The sequence below is a fragment of the Neobacillus sp. DFD-2R genome, assembly GCF_057747865.1.
Window position 1 is genome coordinate 4,262,500 of record NZ_CM173228.1, and the last position, 15,730, is coordinate 4,278,229.

Annotated in this window: 16 protein-coding genes and 1 pseudogene; 5 read left to right on the top strand and 12 right to left on the bottom strand. The window is 38.4% G+C overall.

The window, feature by feature from the left end; translation table 11 throughout:
* Positions 1 to 9: 9 nt before the first annotated feature.
* Positions 10 to 450, bottom strand: a complete 441-nt coding sequence (locus AC3ANV_RS21325; protein ID WP_488310662.1) for a MarR family winged helix-turn-helix transcriptional regulator — start codon at positions 448 to 450, stop codon at positions 10 to 12.
* Positions 451 to 662: 212 nt separating this feature from the next.
* Between AC3ANV_RS21325 and AC3ANV_RS21330 the strand changes: the two genes are divergently transcribed.
* Positions 663 to 1,901 carry an MFS transporter gene (locus tag AC3ANV_RS21330; RefSeq protein WP_488310663.1) on the top strand — a complete coding sequence of 413 codons (1,239 nt, stop codon included), beginning with the start codon at positions 663 to 665 and terminating at the stop codon, positions 1,899 to 1,901.
* 25 nt (positions 1,902 to 1,926) lie between these two features.
* On the opposite strand, the gene AC3ANV_RS21335 is transcribed toward AC3ANV_RS21330, so the two are convergent.
* Positions 1,927 to 2,457 carry a hemerythrin domain-containing protein gene (locus AC3ANV_RS21335; protein ID WP_488310664.1) on the bottom strand — a complete coding sequence of 177 codons (531 nt, stop codon included), beginning with the start codon at positions 2,455 to 2,457 and terminating at the stop codon, positions 1,927 to 1,929.
* 212 nt (positions 2,458 to 2,669) lie between these two features.
* On the opposite strand from AC3ANV_RS21335, the gene AC3ANV_RS21340 reads away from it, so the two are divergent.
* Entirely contained in the window at positions 2,670 to 3,014 is a 345-nt protein-coding gene (locus tag AC3ANV_RS21340) for a hypothetical protein (RefSeq protein WP_488310665.1), read from the top strand.
* Positions 3,015 to 3,172: 158 nt separating this feature from the next.
* On the opposite strand, the gene AC3ANV_RS21345 is transcribed toward AC3ANV_RS21340, so the two are convergent.
* Complete coding sequence (locus AC3ANV_RS21345) at positions 3,173 to 3,457, bottom strand: ferredoxin family protein (RefSeq protein WP_488310666.1); 285 nt, start codon at positions 3,455 to 3,457, stop codon at positions 3,173 to 3,175.
* Between the two features lie 98 nt (positions 3,458 to 3,555).
* Positions 3,556 to 3,771: pseudogene (locus AC3ANV_RS21350) on the bottom strand (tyrosine-type recombinase/integrase); the annotation flags it as partial.
* 428 nt (positions 3,772 to 4,199) lie between these two features.
* Here AC3ANV_RS21350 and AC3ANV_RS21355 point away from each other — a divergent pair.
* From AC3ANV_RS21355 to AC3ANV_RS21365, 3 genes are read left to right on the top strand one after another with little or no spacing between them, the layout of a single operon-like run.
* Positions 4,200 to 5,684 (top strand): spore germination protein, encoded by a 1,485-nt coding sequence (locus tag AC3ANV_RS21355; RefSeq protein ID WP_488310667.1) that lies wholly within the window; start codon positions 4,200 to 4,202, stop codon positions 5,682 to 5,684.
* Positions 5,674 to 6,873: a Ger(x)C family spore germination protein gene (locus AC3ANV_RS21360; RefSeq protein ID WP_488310668.1), complete on the top strand. Its 1,200-nt coding sequence runs from the start codon at positions 5,674 to 5,676 to the stop codon at positions 6,871 to 6,873. The genes AC3ANV_RS21355 and AC3ANV_RS21360 overlap by 11 nt, the downstream gene beginning before the upstream one ends.
* Before the next feature lie 27 nt (positions 6,874 to 6,900).
* Complete coding sequence (locus AC3ANV_RS21365) at positions 6,901 to 7,998, top strand: GerAB/ArcD/ProY family transporter (protein ID WP_488310669.1); 1,098 nt, start codon at positions 6,901 to 6,903, stop codon at positions 7,996 to 7,998.
* 310 nt (positions 7,999 to 8,308) lie between these two features.
* On the opposite strand, the gene AC3ANV_RS21370 is transcribed toward AC3ANV_RS21365, so the two are convergent.
* The 8 genes from AC3ANV_RS21370 to mtnW all read right to left on the bottom strand — a co-directional run bounded on the left by AC3ANV_RS21370 (position 8,309) and on the right by mtnW (position 15,681).
* Positions 8,309 to 8,593 carry a ferredoxin family protein gene (locus AC3ANV_RS21370; protein ID WP_488310670.1) on the bottom strand — a complete coding sequence of 95 codons (285 nt, stop codon included), beginning with the start codon at positions 8,591 to 8,593 and terminating at the stop codon, positions 8,309 to 8,311.
* On the bottom strand, positions 8,593 to 9,888 hold the full coding sequence (locus AC3ANV_RS21375) for an FAD-dependent oxidoreductase (RefSeq protein ID WP_488310671.1): 1,296 nt from the start codon (positions 9,886 to 9,888) through the stop codon (positions 8,593 to 8,595). Before AC3ANV_RS21375 ends, AC3ANV_RS21370 begins: the two co-directional genes overlap by 1 nt.
* Positions 9,881 to 10,912 (bottom strand): electron transfer flavoprotein subunit alpha/FixB family protein, encoded by a 1,032-nt coding sequence (locus AC3ANV_RS21380; RefSeq protein WP_488310672.1) that lies wholly within the window; start codon positions 10,910 to 10,912, stop codon positions 9,881 to 9,883. The genes AC3ANV_RS21375 and AC3ANV_RS21380 overlap by 8 nt, the downstream gene beginning before the upstream one ends.
* A 34-nt stretch (positions 10,913 to 10,946) precedes the next feature.
* A complete protein-coding gene (locus AC3ANV_RS21385; protein ID WP_488310673.1) occupies positions 10,947 to 11,771 on the bottom strand; it encodes an electron transfer flavoprotein subunit beta/FixA family protein in 825 nt (274 codons plus the stop codon).
* Positions 11,772 to 12,616: 845 nt separating this feature from the next.
* On the bottom strand, positions 12,617 to 13,150 hold the full coding sequence (locus tag AC3ANV_RS21390) for a 1,2-dihydroxy-3-keto-5-methylthiopentene dioxygenase (RefSeq protein ID WP_488310674.1): 534 nt from the start codon (positions 13,148 to 13,150) through the stop codon (positions 12,617 to 12,619).
* Positions 13,151 to 13,175: 25 nt separating this feature from the next.
* The gene (locus AC3ANV_RS21395; RefSeq protein ID WP_488310675.1) at positions 13,176 to 13,805 is read right to left on the bottom strand and encodes a methylthioribulose 1-phosphate dehydratase; all 630 of its coding nucleotides are present in this window, start codon (positions 13,803 to 13,805) and stop codon (positions 13,176 to 13,178) included.
* Positions 13,799 to 14,473, bottom strand: coding sequence for a 2-hydroxy-3-keto-5-methylthiopentenyl-1-phosphate phosphatase (locus AC3ANV_RS21400; protein WP_488310676.1), 675 nt, complete (start codon positions 14,471 to 14,473; stop codon positions 13,799 to 13,801). The genes AC3ANV_RS21395 and AC3ANV_RS21400 overlap by 7 nt, the downstream gene beginning before the upstream one ends.
* Positions 14,470 to 15,681 (bottom strand): 2,3-diketo-5-methylthiopentyl-1-phosphate enolase, encoded by a 1,212-nt coding sequence (gene mtnW / locus AC3ANV_RS21405; protein WP_488310677.1) that lies wholly within the window; start codon positions 15,679 to 15,681, stop codon positions 14,470 to 14,472. The genes AC3ANV_RS21400 and mtnW overlap by 4 nt, the downstream gene beginning before the upstream one ends.
* Between the last annotated feature and the right edge of the window lie 49 nt (positions 15,682 to 15,730).

Consider the following 15,730-nt stretch of genomic DNA (forward strand, 5'->3'; position numbering starts at 1 on the left):
ATCGCCGTATTAAAATTTTCCCGCAGGTAAACCTAATTTTTTTAACAAATCAATTGCTTCACTTTTTTCAACTTCTGTGAGACTCGACATCAGATTGTGTATTTGCTCCGCATGTTCAGGGAAAATCTCCCCGATAAACTTCTTTCCTTCTTCAGTTATCTGAGCATAGGTAACCCGACGATCTTTTGGACAGGCAATCCTCTTAAGCATTCCTTTTTGTTCCAGCTTATCGACCACGTATGTGATACTTCCACTGGCAAGCAAAATTTTACCTCCAATTTGCTGCATCGGCTGATCACCTTTATGGTATAAAAGCTCTAAAACTGCAAATTCAGTTGGATTTAACCCACTAGCTTGTATAACTTTATTTACGTGTTCATTTATCGCTTTATATGCTCTTGAAAGTACAATAAATAGTTTTAATGATTGGGATATTGAATCATTTTCCATAAAATTCACCCTTTAATTATCTCAATTTCAAATTAATTATAAAAAATTTTTCATAGAGTGTCAATTTGCCCTAAAAAACAGTTTTCTTTACTCAAAAAGTGGAGCAGATGTTTTTTCTTTCGAATTTAGAAATAAATCCTTTTTCTTCTAAACAGAAATTTTGTATGATAAGTATAGAAAAAATTTACGAATTTAATAAAAAGGAGAGTGCTATGACACAACAAGCTGTTTTGCCTGCAAAGGCGCTCAATCCATCAGGATCTACTGTGTATAAAATTCTTTTCATCATCGGGCTTTGCCATTTATTAAATGATGCCATTCAATCAGTGGTGCCGGCCATGTTTCCAATTTTAGAAAAATCAATGGGCTTAACATTCACCCAGCTTGGTATTATTGCTTTTTCCTTAAATATGGTTTCATCTGTCATGCAGCCGGTTGTCGGAATCTTTACAGATAAGAAACCAATGCCTTACGCATTGCCAATTGGCCTTACAATTACACTATTTGGTATTCTTGGATTAGGTTTTGCATCAAGCTTCGGAATGATTGTAATGTCTGTCATATTCATTGGACTCGGCTCCGCAGTATTCCATCCTGAAGGCTCAAGAGTAGCCTATATGGCTGCAGGGAACAGGAGAGGTCTTGCACAATCGATTTATCAGGTTGGAGGGAATACGGGTCAATCGTTAGCTCCACTTATAACAGCATTAATATTGGTCCCCTTAGGTCAAATTGGTGCATCATGGTTTACGATTGCGGCCGCCCTTGCAGTTGTTTTATTAGTGTATATCGCCAACTGGTATAATCAGAGATTAGCAGTTACTTCACACAGGACTAAAAGAATAAAGTCCAATTCGGCAAACATGACCGTGCTTTCAAAAGATGTTAAAAAAGCCTTAGCATTAATTCTTTTGTTAATTTTTGCAAGATCCTGGTATATCTCCGGTATGACCAACTTTTATGCGTTTTATGCGATAAAAGTATACTCGATGACGATTAAAGAATCCCAGTTATACTTATTTGCCTTTTTAGTAGCAGGAGCATTCGGGACCTTTTTTGGAGGACCACTGTCAGACAGATTTGGCAAAAAAAGAATTATATCTTTTTCAATGTTAGCAACAGTGCCCTTTTCTATCTTAATTCCTTTTGTACCGTCATATGTTGCTTTTATCTTTCTGCTTCTAACAGGTTTTATACTAATGACCAGTTTTTCCGTTACTGTTGTTTATGCCCAGGAGCTTGTCCCGGGGAAAATAGGATTGATGTCAGGCCTTACCGTTGGTCTCGCTTTTGGAATGGGTGCCATTGGTTCCGTTGGGTTGGGCTATATTGCAGACTTAATTAGTATCCAATCCATGGTTTGCGGCATTGGGATTCTTCCTTTATTGGGATTAACTGCTTTTCTGCTGCCAAATGATAACAAGGTCCGTGAGTGGTATCAAGGACATTAAACAAAGGATAGGCTTAGCCTATCCTTTATTTAATGTCCTGAATTTTCCGGTATAATTCGTCTTTTTCTTCATCAGTTAGCAGTCTTTCTGCCATCGGGAACAAGACATTTTCTTCTTTAGAAAAATGTTCTGTTAGGATAAAATAAGCATTTTTGATCAATTCTTCTAACTGCTTCATTTCTTCCGTAGTTAGGTTACTTGTTTCAGCCTTTTCAAGAAAGGTTCCGATTTTAGCTTTTGCTTGATCATGTTCATATTCCATGACAGCAATCGGTCCTGAGGTTGTTCCAATATAAACACCCATCATTGGAAAAAGTACACCCTCTTCCCTTTCAGAATGAGGATCAAGAGCTGCTTTAAATTCCTTCACTTTTGTTATTAATGTTGAAAAATTAGCGTCAGTGTTTAAGTCTTTTTCAATTTGCCTTGTTAATTCATACAGTCCATCTAATTGCGCCAATAATGACGGATGCTCCACTTTTAATTGTGTTAGTCCTTCACAAAGATTTTCAGAAGACATGCCTCCCATAGCACTCATACAGCCACTCACAATCATTCACCTCTAAAGTTTCATTTTTGTAACAAGTATAAAAGATACTTTTAAATTATGTTGTGACTCGGGTCACTTTATACAAAGGATGTGACCCGCTTTTTTGAGGTTTTTATGAAAATGCTTTTATTATTCAAAAATTTTTAACATTTATAATCAAAAAAACTTAAAAACTTTCATATAATAAAAATAGAAATAAAAAAAGGAGGGTTATAAACATGCAAACCCCTAATCTACGTGACTTTTACCAAAAAGCATTAATTCCTATAGGACTAAATGACAGAAATGCCTTTATGGAATCCGGTTCTCAAAAATTATCGCCGTTAACCCACTGGCTTATTGCACTGGAGAGTGAACAACTACCTCAACCAAAGGAATATTTTCACTGGAAAGTGAGCATTTATCCATCCAATACTGAAGGTTCTTTCGAATGGAGAAAACCACTCTATTCTTCTGCAAGTATGGAATGCTTTGACAGTGCCATCGAACTGGCTCGTTTGTTTGAAACCTATAGCAAAAATGATCAACTCTTCTCCTCAGCCCTACAAGAGAAAATAAGCTAATCCTCTTCAATCAATTTCCTCAGCTTCATCTTCTTTTTTATATTCACTTGTGAAAAAACATACATATAGTGGTAATTTTTTTATCAGCCAAAAAAGGTGCTGTTTGCGTGTTGCAAACAGCACCTTTTTGTAATGGTCTAGAACCCCTGTTTATCCTCCTATGCTAACCGGAAAACGATTCCATGACCGCCTTTTGGATATTCCCATTTAATATTTTGATAAGGACAACCAATGCGGCAGCTTCCACATTCATGGTAGCCTTCATAGCCTACCTGCATACGGTTACCTTCCCACTTGTAAACTTCTGCAGGGCAAAATACTGTACAAATTTTATCAGGACATTTTGTCATACAAACGTCATGGTTGAGTACGGTCAAATGAGATTTTGTATCACACTTAAACCGAAGAAGATACTGTTTTTCTTCTAAAGTTGTTGTGGACATTATTTCACCGCCTTCCAAGCACGAAGGCATAATTTATGAAAAAACACTTAATTTATAAGGGGCAAACTATTGTAAATAGATTTTGGCCACAAATTTGGTCACATGATGGTTAAATTCCCTAACATTTCGTCAAATTTCATGGCAACCTCTACTTGCATACTTGGAAGTACGTGACTATAAATATCAAGTGTAATTCCAATTCTTGAATGTCCAAGACGTTCTTGTATTACCTTTGGGTTAATATTCTGTTGAAATAGCATGGTTGCATGCGTATGACGCAAATCATGAAAACGAATAATGGGTACGACATATTTAATATATCTGGAAATACTACATTGCTTCCATCATTGATTCGGTATTTAAAACCTAAATGAGGAAATATTGTATTTGGTGTTTAAAAAATGTATATGGCATTATGTAAAAAAAAGCGATCCTTCGTTATTGAAGAATCGCACCCGTTAACAAGATTTATTATTTTGAAGCTTGTATATTAGTTTTAATAAATTACCAGTCTGAATTTAAATAATTTGCCGATCCTCCTTACTACTTATTACAAATGTCCTACTTTTCATAACTGCCATTAATTCTCCTTTTAGTTTTACGGCTGTTTGTAAAGCTATCGTTTATGTTTAATTTTGCGAAATCTATTTTATAGGATTACATTTGTCACTTTCCGATTGTATACTTATCTACCTCCCGAGGTAAAATAAGTTATCTATTCAACAAGAATCCGGTGGTAAAAATGGAAGTTAATAATGAGGTATCAAATGTTCTGCATCACACTATACAAACCTTAACTGCTATTTTGGGGAAGAGTTCTGATTTTCAAGCAAGAGAAGTTACTTTGACTAGTATAGATAGGAGAGCGGCAGTTCTATTCATCGATGAGATCGTTGATTCGAATTCTATTCAGCGATACGTAATAGAACCTTTATTAACATACAACCTACCGCATTTTAAAACGGATGAAGAACTGCTTGCTTTTATGGAATCAGCTGTCATTCAATCGAAAAATATTACACGCGTGGAAAATATGAAACTTGCTTCAAGTGAGCTGCTTGCAGGCAAAACTCTTGTCATGGTGGAAGGAATCAATACGTTTCTCTCAACCGATACAACCAAATGGAACGCACGGAGCATCGAAAGTCCGAAAGGGCAGCGGGTCGCGAAAGGACCTGATGTCGGTTTTTCCGAAAATAGAAGCACCAACATCTCTCTTGTAAGGAAGATTATTAAAAATCCGAATGTAAGAGTAACCACCAAACAGTATGGAACAAACACCCGTACAGACGTATCGGTCATGTACATAGAAAACATCGTGGATAAGCAAATATTGGAGACAATCTATGAGCGCCTCGAAAACCTGTATTTGGATGCCGTGCTGGAAGCAAATTACATTGAAATGGTTCTGACGAAGGAGTCGAAGTCTTTTTTCCCACTCATGCTCAATACTGATAGACCCGACGTAGTAGCGGGCGAAATGCTGGAAGGAAAAATCGCGATTTTTGTAGACGGTTCTCCATATGTCCTTATCGCTCCTGCGGTTCTCATACAATTTTTCCAAACACCCGAGGATTATTATATAGGGAAAACAGGACCTGTAAATACGCGCCTTCTTCGTTGTTTTCTCTATTTTATAGCTTTGTATATTCCGGGGATGTATGTAGCGTTTGTGACTTTCCATGCAAACTTGTTGCCCGTCAAACTTCTATTGGGGTTTGTATCACAACGAGAATTGGTGCCATTTCCAACCTCGTTTGAAATAACCGTTTTGATCATTGTAATTATAGCAATAAACGAAAGTTCTACCCGGTTACCGCAAAATATTGCTGTTACGGTGTCCATTTTCGGGGGAATCATATTGGGTCAGTCTGCCATTGAATCACAATTAGTCGAACCTGCCAGCTTAGTTGTTGCTTCTGTTTCGTATATTTTAATCAGTGTCATCCCAATTTCCTCACTGCGAACACCGGCAGCAACGATCACCCTTAGTTTTATTAGCGGCGGCGCGGCTCTCGGCTTTTACGGAATCGCCTTATTGTCGCTTGTATTTTTGCTTCATCTTTGTTCCTTGCGCAGCTTTGGTGTGCCCTATTTATCCCCTTTCGCTCCAGTCGTCGCTCATGATTTAAAAGACAGTGCGATTCAATTGTCACAGGAAGAGATGACAAACGATGAGTCTCAATTTATGAAGGAAGAAACGGTGGAAGAGACAGATGAAGCGTAAACATACGAAATCAAATATTACCATTTGTCTGTTAATAGGATTAGTTATCGCTAATATAGTCGGCAAATATGCTCAAGACAACACGTTAAATAAAATTTACATTGTTTCCGCGATTGGGATTGATAAAAGTAAAAAAGGATACATCGCGACAATACAAGTCTATAATCCAGCCGCCAACAGCAAAGAAGGAGCAGCGGAACAAGGTACGTATTCGTACAGTGTTCAAGGTAGAACGCTCCCTGAAGCCATCGACCGTATTCATTATAAATTACCACGGTCAATTTTCTTGGATGATACGGAAGTGGCTATTATAGGGGAATCATTAGTAAAATCCGAAGGAATTTCTTCCATTAATCATTACTTTTTGCGAGAAGCCCATTTCCCTTCCAATATAAGGTATATCATATCGAAGGGAGTCAAACCGGATAGGCTGCTTCAAATCTTTACGCCAGTTCAAAAAATTTCTGGAAGCAGATTTGAAGAAATGCTGAATCAAAGACAGAAGTCCTGGGGGGAACTCTCGAATATGACAGCCGACAAAGTAGCAGGAATGGTAAAACAGAATAGGACGGAACTAACCATCCCTTTTCTCACCTTAAAGGGGCAACTCTCAAGGGGAATGTCGAAAAGCAATATCGAAAAGGCGACGCCGGATGCGATATTAGAGATGGATGGATTAGCCGTTTTTCAGCATCAACGATTATCATACTGGCTTTCTTCATCGGAAAGTACCCTATATGCGTTAACCAGAACTAAAATAGACGATACCACATTGGTAACGAAGTGCCGTAAACAGTCGGGATATGTGACATGGAAAGGCGTTCAAAGCAAACCGGATATTCATTTGCAAAATAAAAAGGGAGTTCCCTCCTTTCTTCTTCAGGTTCAAATAAAAGGTAAATTGTCTGATGTGTCGTGCAATATGGACACTTCTACTGTCCAAGGCATTGACCGATTGGAACATGATGCAGAACATGAACTTCAAAAACAGATTAATCAGCTGATAGCAAAAACGCAAAATAAAAAAACTGATATTGGTGGATTTGGAGAAACTTTGTATCGAAAACAATTGGATCGGTGGAACCAGGTTAAAAATAATTGGGATTCCGTTTATTCAACTATACCGATTAAAACTCAAGTGAAGATTGATCTTTTAGATACTGGTGAAATTTCATCGCAATTAAATTAATACTTTGCATGGAAAGGATTCGATGGGATGATGATCAGATTAGCGCCAATTGAAATATTTTCCTTAATGATCAATTTTTTGCTAGGAAGCGCTATTGTCGTAGGATGGAACTTCGATACGAAACAAGATGTTTGGATCACGATCTTGTTGTCGTTAGGTTTTGGAGTGGGGATTTTTTATTTTTATATCCTGCTTCACTCAATTGGAAAATGGGGTAATTTGATCGAAATTTTAGAACTGGGATTTGGAAAATGGATATCCAAACTACTTGGATTTATTTATTGTCTATACTTTTTATACATTGCAGGAAGAGTGTTAAAAGATTTCTCTCTTTTCGTCGGACAAGTGCTTTTTAACAATATACCCTTTGTGATTATATCTTTCACGCTTCTTCTGGTGGTGTCGTATGGTTGTTTTCTTGGTATCGAAGCTATGGCAAGAAGTTCACTGATTTTATGTGTGTTTACAGGCGTTATTATTTTGATTCTCATGGTTTTCGGATACATATCTCCTTATTTTGAACTCAGCCATTTAACACCCGTATTCAGGACTAGCTGGAAGCATGTACTCTCTTCCGTTTTCCCAACCGGTTTGACCTTTCCGTATGGCGAGCTCATCGTATTTACGATGCTATTTCCGTATGTAAACGATAAAAAATCCTTGCGCAAATACGGTTGGATTTCTTTGTGTACAACAGGATTGCTCCTGCTGCTAGCCGGAGAAATGATACTGGGCTTGTTAAATTCTGAAACAGTCAACATGTATGTATTTCCATTTGTAAAGGCTTTGGAACTGACCAGCGTCTTAGAATTTTTGCCGCACATAGAAACTTTTGCGGTCATCCTCAACCTTATCGGCGGATTTGTTAAAATTTCAATATTTATGTACGGCGGGCTCATGATTCTTGCCCACATGTTTCCGAAGACTAAGCCGAATCGACGAATAATGGTTGCGGCGGTTCTAACTTTTTTATTTACTTTTACATTATCGAAAAACATTATCCAACACTTGTTTATCGGATTAAAAGTTGTTCCGCTTTATCTCCACATCCCACTTCAACTTATCATTCCATTAATCTTGGTTATTTGTTTGCTCATAAAGAAATACATAGTTAAATCATTGTAAAATGAACAATTGCTGAACGAAAAGCCCTTTACGCATCCTAAGATATATAATATGGGTTTTTTAATCTATTTCTTTAGCGTACTTAAGGATTTACAAACGCGTTACCTAACATAGCAACCCATATAAACCCTATCTAAAAAAAATAAACCAGCTAATTAAACTGGTTTTATTTTAGGAGACCTTTACAGAAATGTATTGTGGTCACAATCGGTCACGTATTTAGTTAAAAATCGTTGAAATACATGTTCAAATTAATATTCAAATTGGTCACGGATTGGTCACAGATATCCGCAAAAACAGCTATTTATCCCTATGCTAATCTGAACACGATTCCATGACCGCCTTTTGGATATTCCCATTTAATATTTTGATAAGGACAACCAATGCGGCAGCTTCCGCATTCATGGCAGCCTTCATAGCCTACCTGCATACGGTTACCTTCCCACTTGTAAACTTCTGCAGGGCAAAATACTGTACAAATTTTATCAGGACATTTTGTCATACAAACGTCATGGTTGAGTACGGTCAAATGAGATTTTGTATCACACTTAAACCGAAGAAGATACTGTTTTTCTTCTAAAGTTGTTGTGGACATTATTTCACCGCCTTCCAAGCACGATAAATATCTTGTAATGCTCGAATCGTTCCTCTTTCAGCTGTTACACTTTTCATAATTTCTTTTTGTTTGTCACGTTTCGGCGTTCCATCTACAGTAAAGAATTTACTTGCTGCTTTGTTCATCATCGGTACATAGTCATTAAAATATTGTGGATATTTCTCAAATGTATGAGCAGCGTCTTTGTATTTCTCTAAATCTTTTATGATAAAACTTTTATAAAGAGCTTCTCGGTAACTATTTAAACTTGATTCACTGAAATCATTTCGGCTTTTGGCTTTAACCACAGCCTCTGCAGCCATTTTACCGGATGCCATTGCCATGTTCGAGCCTTCACGATGGATGGCATTTACAAGCTGTGCCGCATCGCCAATTACGATAACACCATTTCCGGCAACTTTTGGAACAGAACGGAATCCACCCTCAGGAATTAGGTGTGCAAGATACTCTGCTGACTCCCCACCAGCAAGCATTGGTTTTACCAATGGATGATTCTTCAGATAGTCCAGAAGATCATATGGTTTCAATTTCGCCTTGATCATGCTCGAAAGTGTAGTTCCTACACCAATATTTAAGCTATCCTTATTTGTATATAGAAACGCTGTTCCTAGATTACCCTTAGTTGAATCACCGAAAATTTCAATCGTACAGCCCTGGTTATCTTCTAAGTTAAAGCGATCATTTATTTTTTCTTTTGGCAAATTGATAACTTCCATAACTGTTAATGCCACTTCGTCAGGACGCTGTTCTTTATGGAATCCCAGCTGCTTTGAAAGCAGTGAATTTACGCCGTCAGCAAGAACCACTACATCTGCATATACTTCCCCATCAGGACGATCTGTTCGGATACCTACTACCTTACCATTCTCTACAATACATTCTTTCACCACGGTTTCATTAATAAGAAGAGCTCCCGCTTCAACTGCTTTTTGGGCAAACCATTGGTCAAATTGCGCCCTTAATACGGTAAAGTTGTTATAGGGTTCAACTCCCCATTCCAGCCCTTTGTAGCCGAATTGCACGACTGATTCTTTATCCATCATCCAAAAACGCTGTTCAATAACAGGTCTTTCGAGCGGTGCTTCCTTCCAAAACTCCGGAATTAAATCTTCCATCTGCTTTCGGTATAAAACACCACCCATTACGTTTTTACTTCCCGGATACTCTCCTCTTTCAATAAGTAAGACATTTAATCCGTTCTTTGCGCATGTGAATGCACATGCCGCACCTGCCGGGCCTGCTCCCACAACAATGACATCAAATTTTTCAGGCATAACTTATTTCACCGCCTTTTTCATTTCGGATCTGTTTAAATTGTTCAATTAGTTTTGGTACGATTTCCATAGCATCTCCTACAATCCCATATGTAGCAACATCAAATATTGGTGCATTCGGATCCTTATTGATGGCGATGATTAAATCGGAATTTTTCATGCCAACGACGTGCTGTATTGCTCCTGATAAGGCGATGGCAAAATAAATCTTTGGAGTGACCGTTTCACCGGTTTGACCAATTTGAAGTTCGTGCGGCAGCCAGCCTGCTTCAACAACATCACGTGTTCCGCCAACACTTGCACCGATGGTCTCTGCAAGGTCATTAAGAATCTGGAAGTTTTGAATATCCCCCATACCTTTTCCACCACAGACAATCACATGGGCATCCGCCAAATTAGCCTTCTTTGTGACATCATTCACAATCTGTAGTACTTTTGTCCGCATTTCTTCTTCTTGCAGTGATATTTTTTCTTCGATAATTTTTCCGGCTCTGCCAGCGTCAGGAGCTAATGCCTTCATTACTTTTGGCCTGACTGTTGCCATCTGCGGACGGTGCTTTTTACAAAGAATCGTTGCCATAATGTTCCCACCGAATGCGGGACGGCTTGCTTCCAGTAATCTATTATCCAGATCCACATCAAGCATGGTTGTATCTGCTGTTAAGCCTGTATTTAAATCGGTAGCAACGGCACTCGCTAAATCTTTTCCGTTTGGTGTTGCCCCGTAAAGGATAATCTCCGGCTTATATTTTTCTGCTAACAGCATAACACCCTTCATATATGATTCTGTCCGATATTGTTTCAAAACCTGATGGTCAATCATGTAGACTTGATCAGCACCATATGAAATGACTTGGCCCGCTAATCCTTTAATTCCAGAGCCAAGTAAAAATCCTGATAACGGGACTTGTAATTTATCTGCAAGTTTCCTTCCTGCACCCAATAATTCTAGTGAAACCCCTTCAATTTTACCGTCATTTTGTTCGATGAATATCCAGACTCCACGGTATTCGTCCAGTTTCATGTAAACGCCTCCCTGCGACAAAAGTTTCGTTATTTTATTTCGCTGATTGGATGGTGAACAGATCTTTTTTCTCCATTAAGACTTCCATGAGCTGTTTTACTTGCTCATTAGAAGAACCTTCGAGTTTTTTGCCGCCTTCGGGTCTTGGAGGAGTAAACATTTTTCCTACAATTGTTGGTGAACCTTTTAGCCCAAGCTGCGCTCGGTCTACATTATCAAGATCACTTACTGCCCAAATAATTGGTTCATATCTAGCTGCTCTGATCATATTTGGCATCGGTGAATACTCAATGTGATTGATTTCCTTTTCAACTGTCAACAGACATGGCATTTCTGCTTGAATTAATTCATATCCGCTGGTTAATTTCCGCTTAATTAAAACAGTTCTTTCATTCAAATTCACTTCAGATACTTCAATTACATTCGTTACAGGGGGAATATCCATCCTTCTTGCAATACCGGGTCCAACCTGGCCTGTATCCCCATCAATGGCATGTTTTCCGCAAATAACCATATCAACCGGAATATCTTTACCAATTCTCTCCAATGCTTTAGATAAGGCATAGCTTGTAGCGAGTGTATCTGCACCGGCAAAAGCTCGGTCAGAAATCAAATACCCTCTATCTGCACCAATTTCAATACTCTTTTTAATAACTGCTGTTGCCTGAGGCGGTCCCATTGACAAAACGGAAATAGTACCGCCTGTTTTTTCTTTAATACTTACGGCAGTTTGAACTGCATGGGCATCGTAAGGATTTAAAATGGCTGGAGCACTGCGGCGGTCTAATGTGTTTGTTTTAGGATTAATTTTAATAATTTTTGTATCGGGTACTTGTTTGACACATACGACAATGTGCATGTAGGACTTTCCCTCCTCCATATAATCTAAGAATGTTGAAAGCGTTTGCCTTCTATGGTTTATAAAATGCTTTTTATTACGGTATTTAAATCGCAACACAAGCATCGTACAAAACAAAGCTTCTTTTTTTGTTTCTTAAATTTTTTTTAGGTGAATCGGACAACCAATCATTGAAATAGATGCAGGTCCTAGTAGCAATAAAAATATGTAAATTCTTCTTGATGTGATAATAAAATTAGGCTATGTTAAAGCTCATTGTTGATTTTGCTCACTATGTTGATTGGAGCGGAAGGCGCGAGACTCCTGCGGGAAAAGCAGGTCAAGGGAGACCCCGCAGGCGCAAAGCGAGGCCACTGAAAAAGTCCAAGATATTTTGCAATAGGTGATTCCCTGAAAAAACCATCCCCACTATTGACTGAAAAATCGATGAAAACCATTTTCCTCTCCCTACTTTGATGGTGAAAAACGCAATTTTTTGGGATTTTAGTTGGCAGGAAATCTCATTATTAGCAGAAAAGGACTTTTTCAGTGGCGTCCGCAAAGCGCCGAGGAGGCTCCCGACCGCCCGCGGAAAGCGAGTGCCTGGAGCGGAAATCAACAGACAAGGCTAACAGAGCCTAAAATTAAAATAGTACTACTATAACTATATGAAATATTGGGATATAAACAATGATAAAAATCACAGTTACTGTCTAAATATGCAGATAAATTCAACGTAGGAAATAAGTGGTGTTTAACTAAAGCTGACTGGGGTTTTTTAACTCTTAAATGGACAATTATTTTTTTCATACTATATAATAAAACTAAAAAACCTGGCTCGTATATTCTGCAGCCAGGTTTTTTTCTTATTGGGTTACTTCTTGTTTTTCGTAAATTGGTACCCAACCCTCGCTCGTAACAAAAATGCGTACAGCTACTACTTTCCGGTCTTCCTCAAGTGTAAAGTAGTGCCTGGTATTTTCAGGAACAGAAATTAAATCGCCCGGGTTTAAATGAACTTCGAAAAACTCGCCATCTATACCTTGAATGACAAAAACCCCGTGCCCGCTTACAATGAACCGGACCTCATCATCTGTATGGTGGTGCTCTTGTTTAAAGTTAGTTAACAGGACATCAAGGTTTGCTGTATTTTCAGATAAAGAGATTACATCTTGTGCTTGGTAGCCTCTTCTTGCAGAAATTTCAGCTATTTCCTTTGCAAAGACATTTAAAATTTCTCCTTTTTCTTCGTCTGATAATAAATATTTTTCGACTAATGAATCCGGAAGCTTGGAAATATCCCAGTTTTCGTAAATTACCTCTTGGGTTTCCAAGAAGCTTGCAACTTCCTCTTTCCCTTGAATTTGCTCATCTCTAATTTGAAATGTAATATAAGCCATTAATACTCATCCCCTCTATTTTAAATTAAACTACTTTAAACAATTGATATGGTTTATGTTCCAAAAGGCGTAATTGATAACGGAATAAGAATTCAGAAGCCTCGAGGATTTTTTTAGCCTCAAAGGCGGTTCTACCCCAAACAGTGATTCCATGATTTCTAATCAAAACGGCACCTGAATCACTTGTCACATGCTCTGAAAAGGCCTGTGACAGCGTCGGAATATGTGCGTAGTTACGAATAATCGGTATCTTTAAAACCGCGTCTTCTTCCCACATATCAAATGCCTTAATTAGCTCCTGACCTTGAAATGTGACCTCGCCATTGTCGCCATAAACTTCAGAAATGACATTATTGTCGATTGTATGGACATGAAGACTGCAGCCGGCATTGGTTTTCCGATAAATTTCAACATGCAGCAAAGTTTCAGCTGAAGGCCTTAAATGATTCTCCTTAACAGGACGGCCGAATTCATCGACAAGTAAAAAGTCATCGTTTGTACGCTTCCGTTTATCCTTTCCACTGGCAGTAACTAAAAATTGCAGTGGATGATCACTTACTTTAATCGCAAGATTACCGCTTGTTCCCATGAACCAATCTCGCTCTGCAAGCTCTTCCTTCACATCAGCCAATTCTTTCCATTTTTCCATTAGCATTTTAGCTCATTCACCTCAATTCTCTTTTTTACCGCTTCAATACAATCATAAAAAGTGCTAAATCCTTGATGAGAAATTCCCCATTCTTCGCATTTTTCTTGAAGCAGATCACGAGCAAGGACAAAATCTGCTTGTTTTGCTGCTTCAAGATCGGTAACAGAGTCACCAATAACAATTTTGAAGTTTTCATCACGATTTTCCAATTTTCGAATGATACTTGGTTTACAGCAGCCACAACCATTTCTGCACAATGAATCACATTCATAGGGCCATAGAATTTTTATTTCGTTTTGAGAAAAATCGGATCTATTGCAAAAGATGCCATCAAATGGTCCATAGTCTTCCAGAATCGGATAAACAAAAAAATCAATTCCACCGCTTACAATATAGAAGGGAATTTTCTCCGAACGAGTAAATTCAACAAATTCTTTAAAACCGGACCGAATCTTTGCGTTTTTAATCGCAAAATTAGTAACCTCTGTTTTTAAATTACTTGGTATTAACGAAAATAATTTTCCAACTCCTTCACTGACGGAAACCTGCTGTGTGAGGATTTGATCCTTTATCATTTCCCACCCTGAAGGAGCAAATTTTTTCATGATGGCGATAATATTGTCACTTTCCGTAATTGTTCCATCAAAATCACAATAAATCACTGGTTTTGTCATTTTACGTTTACCTCGGCACTTCCCCATAATTGAAGTGCTTTATTAAGCTCTGAGTCGCTCTCAGCAGCCTCCGCTAATGTTTTCCCTTGTAAATTGGCTTCAATCGCTTGCCTGAATGCAAGACCTCCGCCACGGGCACCATCAGGATGTCCATGTACACCCCCGCCGGCGTTAATGACAGAATCAATTCCAAAATCACGTATTAATAATGGAACCAAGCCGGGATGAATTCCCGCAGAAGGAACAGGAAACGCCTGTTTAAAGGAATCTTTCCTTGTTAGCTCATTAGCAATCGACAACGCCTTGTCCTTTTCTAAAGCAACTGTTCCATAAGGTGACGGGAAAAGTGACAAATCAGCGCCGGAATACCGAAGGAGCTTTCCGAGCAATAATGAAGATGATATACCATAATGGGACGAAGAGGTTAATGCCCCGCTTACAGCAGGATGTGCCATTAAAGGTATGGCAATTTCATCGTCTTCTCTTAATTCCTGCAAAACATCCAGGCCATATGAAAATACATTGAATAATAGAAGGTCTGCACCAAGCTCCACAGCCTTTCGAGCTTTTTCTTTTAGTTTGGAGGTTCTGCCGGTAAGATTCACAGCATACAACGTTCGATGTCCTGTCTGATTGTAAACTTCTTGGAGGACCTTGTTCCCCTCAACAATTCGGTTTTCAAACGGTGTAAGTTCATTTTCAAAAAGTATTTCATCATCCTTAACAAAATCAACGCCACCGTATGCTTGCTGTTTAAGCTGCTCTACTAGGAATCCTAAATCCTTACCGAGTACTCCTTTAAAAATACTCATTAAAAGCGGTCTGTCATAAACCCCCAGTTTTCTTCGCAGACCGTCAATACCGTATCTTGGTCCAGGGAAACATTTTTTTAATTCCTGATCAAACTGTAAATCAAGCAATTTTATTTTTCCATCCAATGAAAGTTTTCCAAAAACAGTCGTTAGAATCGCGGGTAAATCGGTTGAAAAATTTATGGTAGGGTATGCGATGGTAATAATCGCTTGATTTTCTTTTTCTGAAAGCACTTCGATTGAAACGACTCTTCCTTTATGCTTTCGTAATTGGTTTTGTTCCAGTTCGGGCAAATTGGTCCAAGACCCTACAGTTAATCCTAAAGCAATTTCCTCCGCTTTTTTGTCTGGATTTTTTTCGTCGTGTATAAGATATGTGGCAATTAATTCAGACATTCTTAATCAACTTCCTTTCAAATAAAACATAAAGAAAACTCGCCGACTG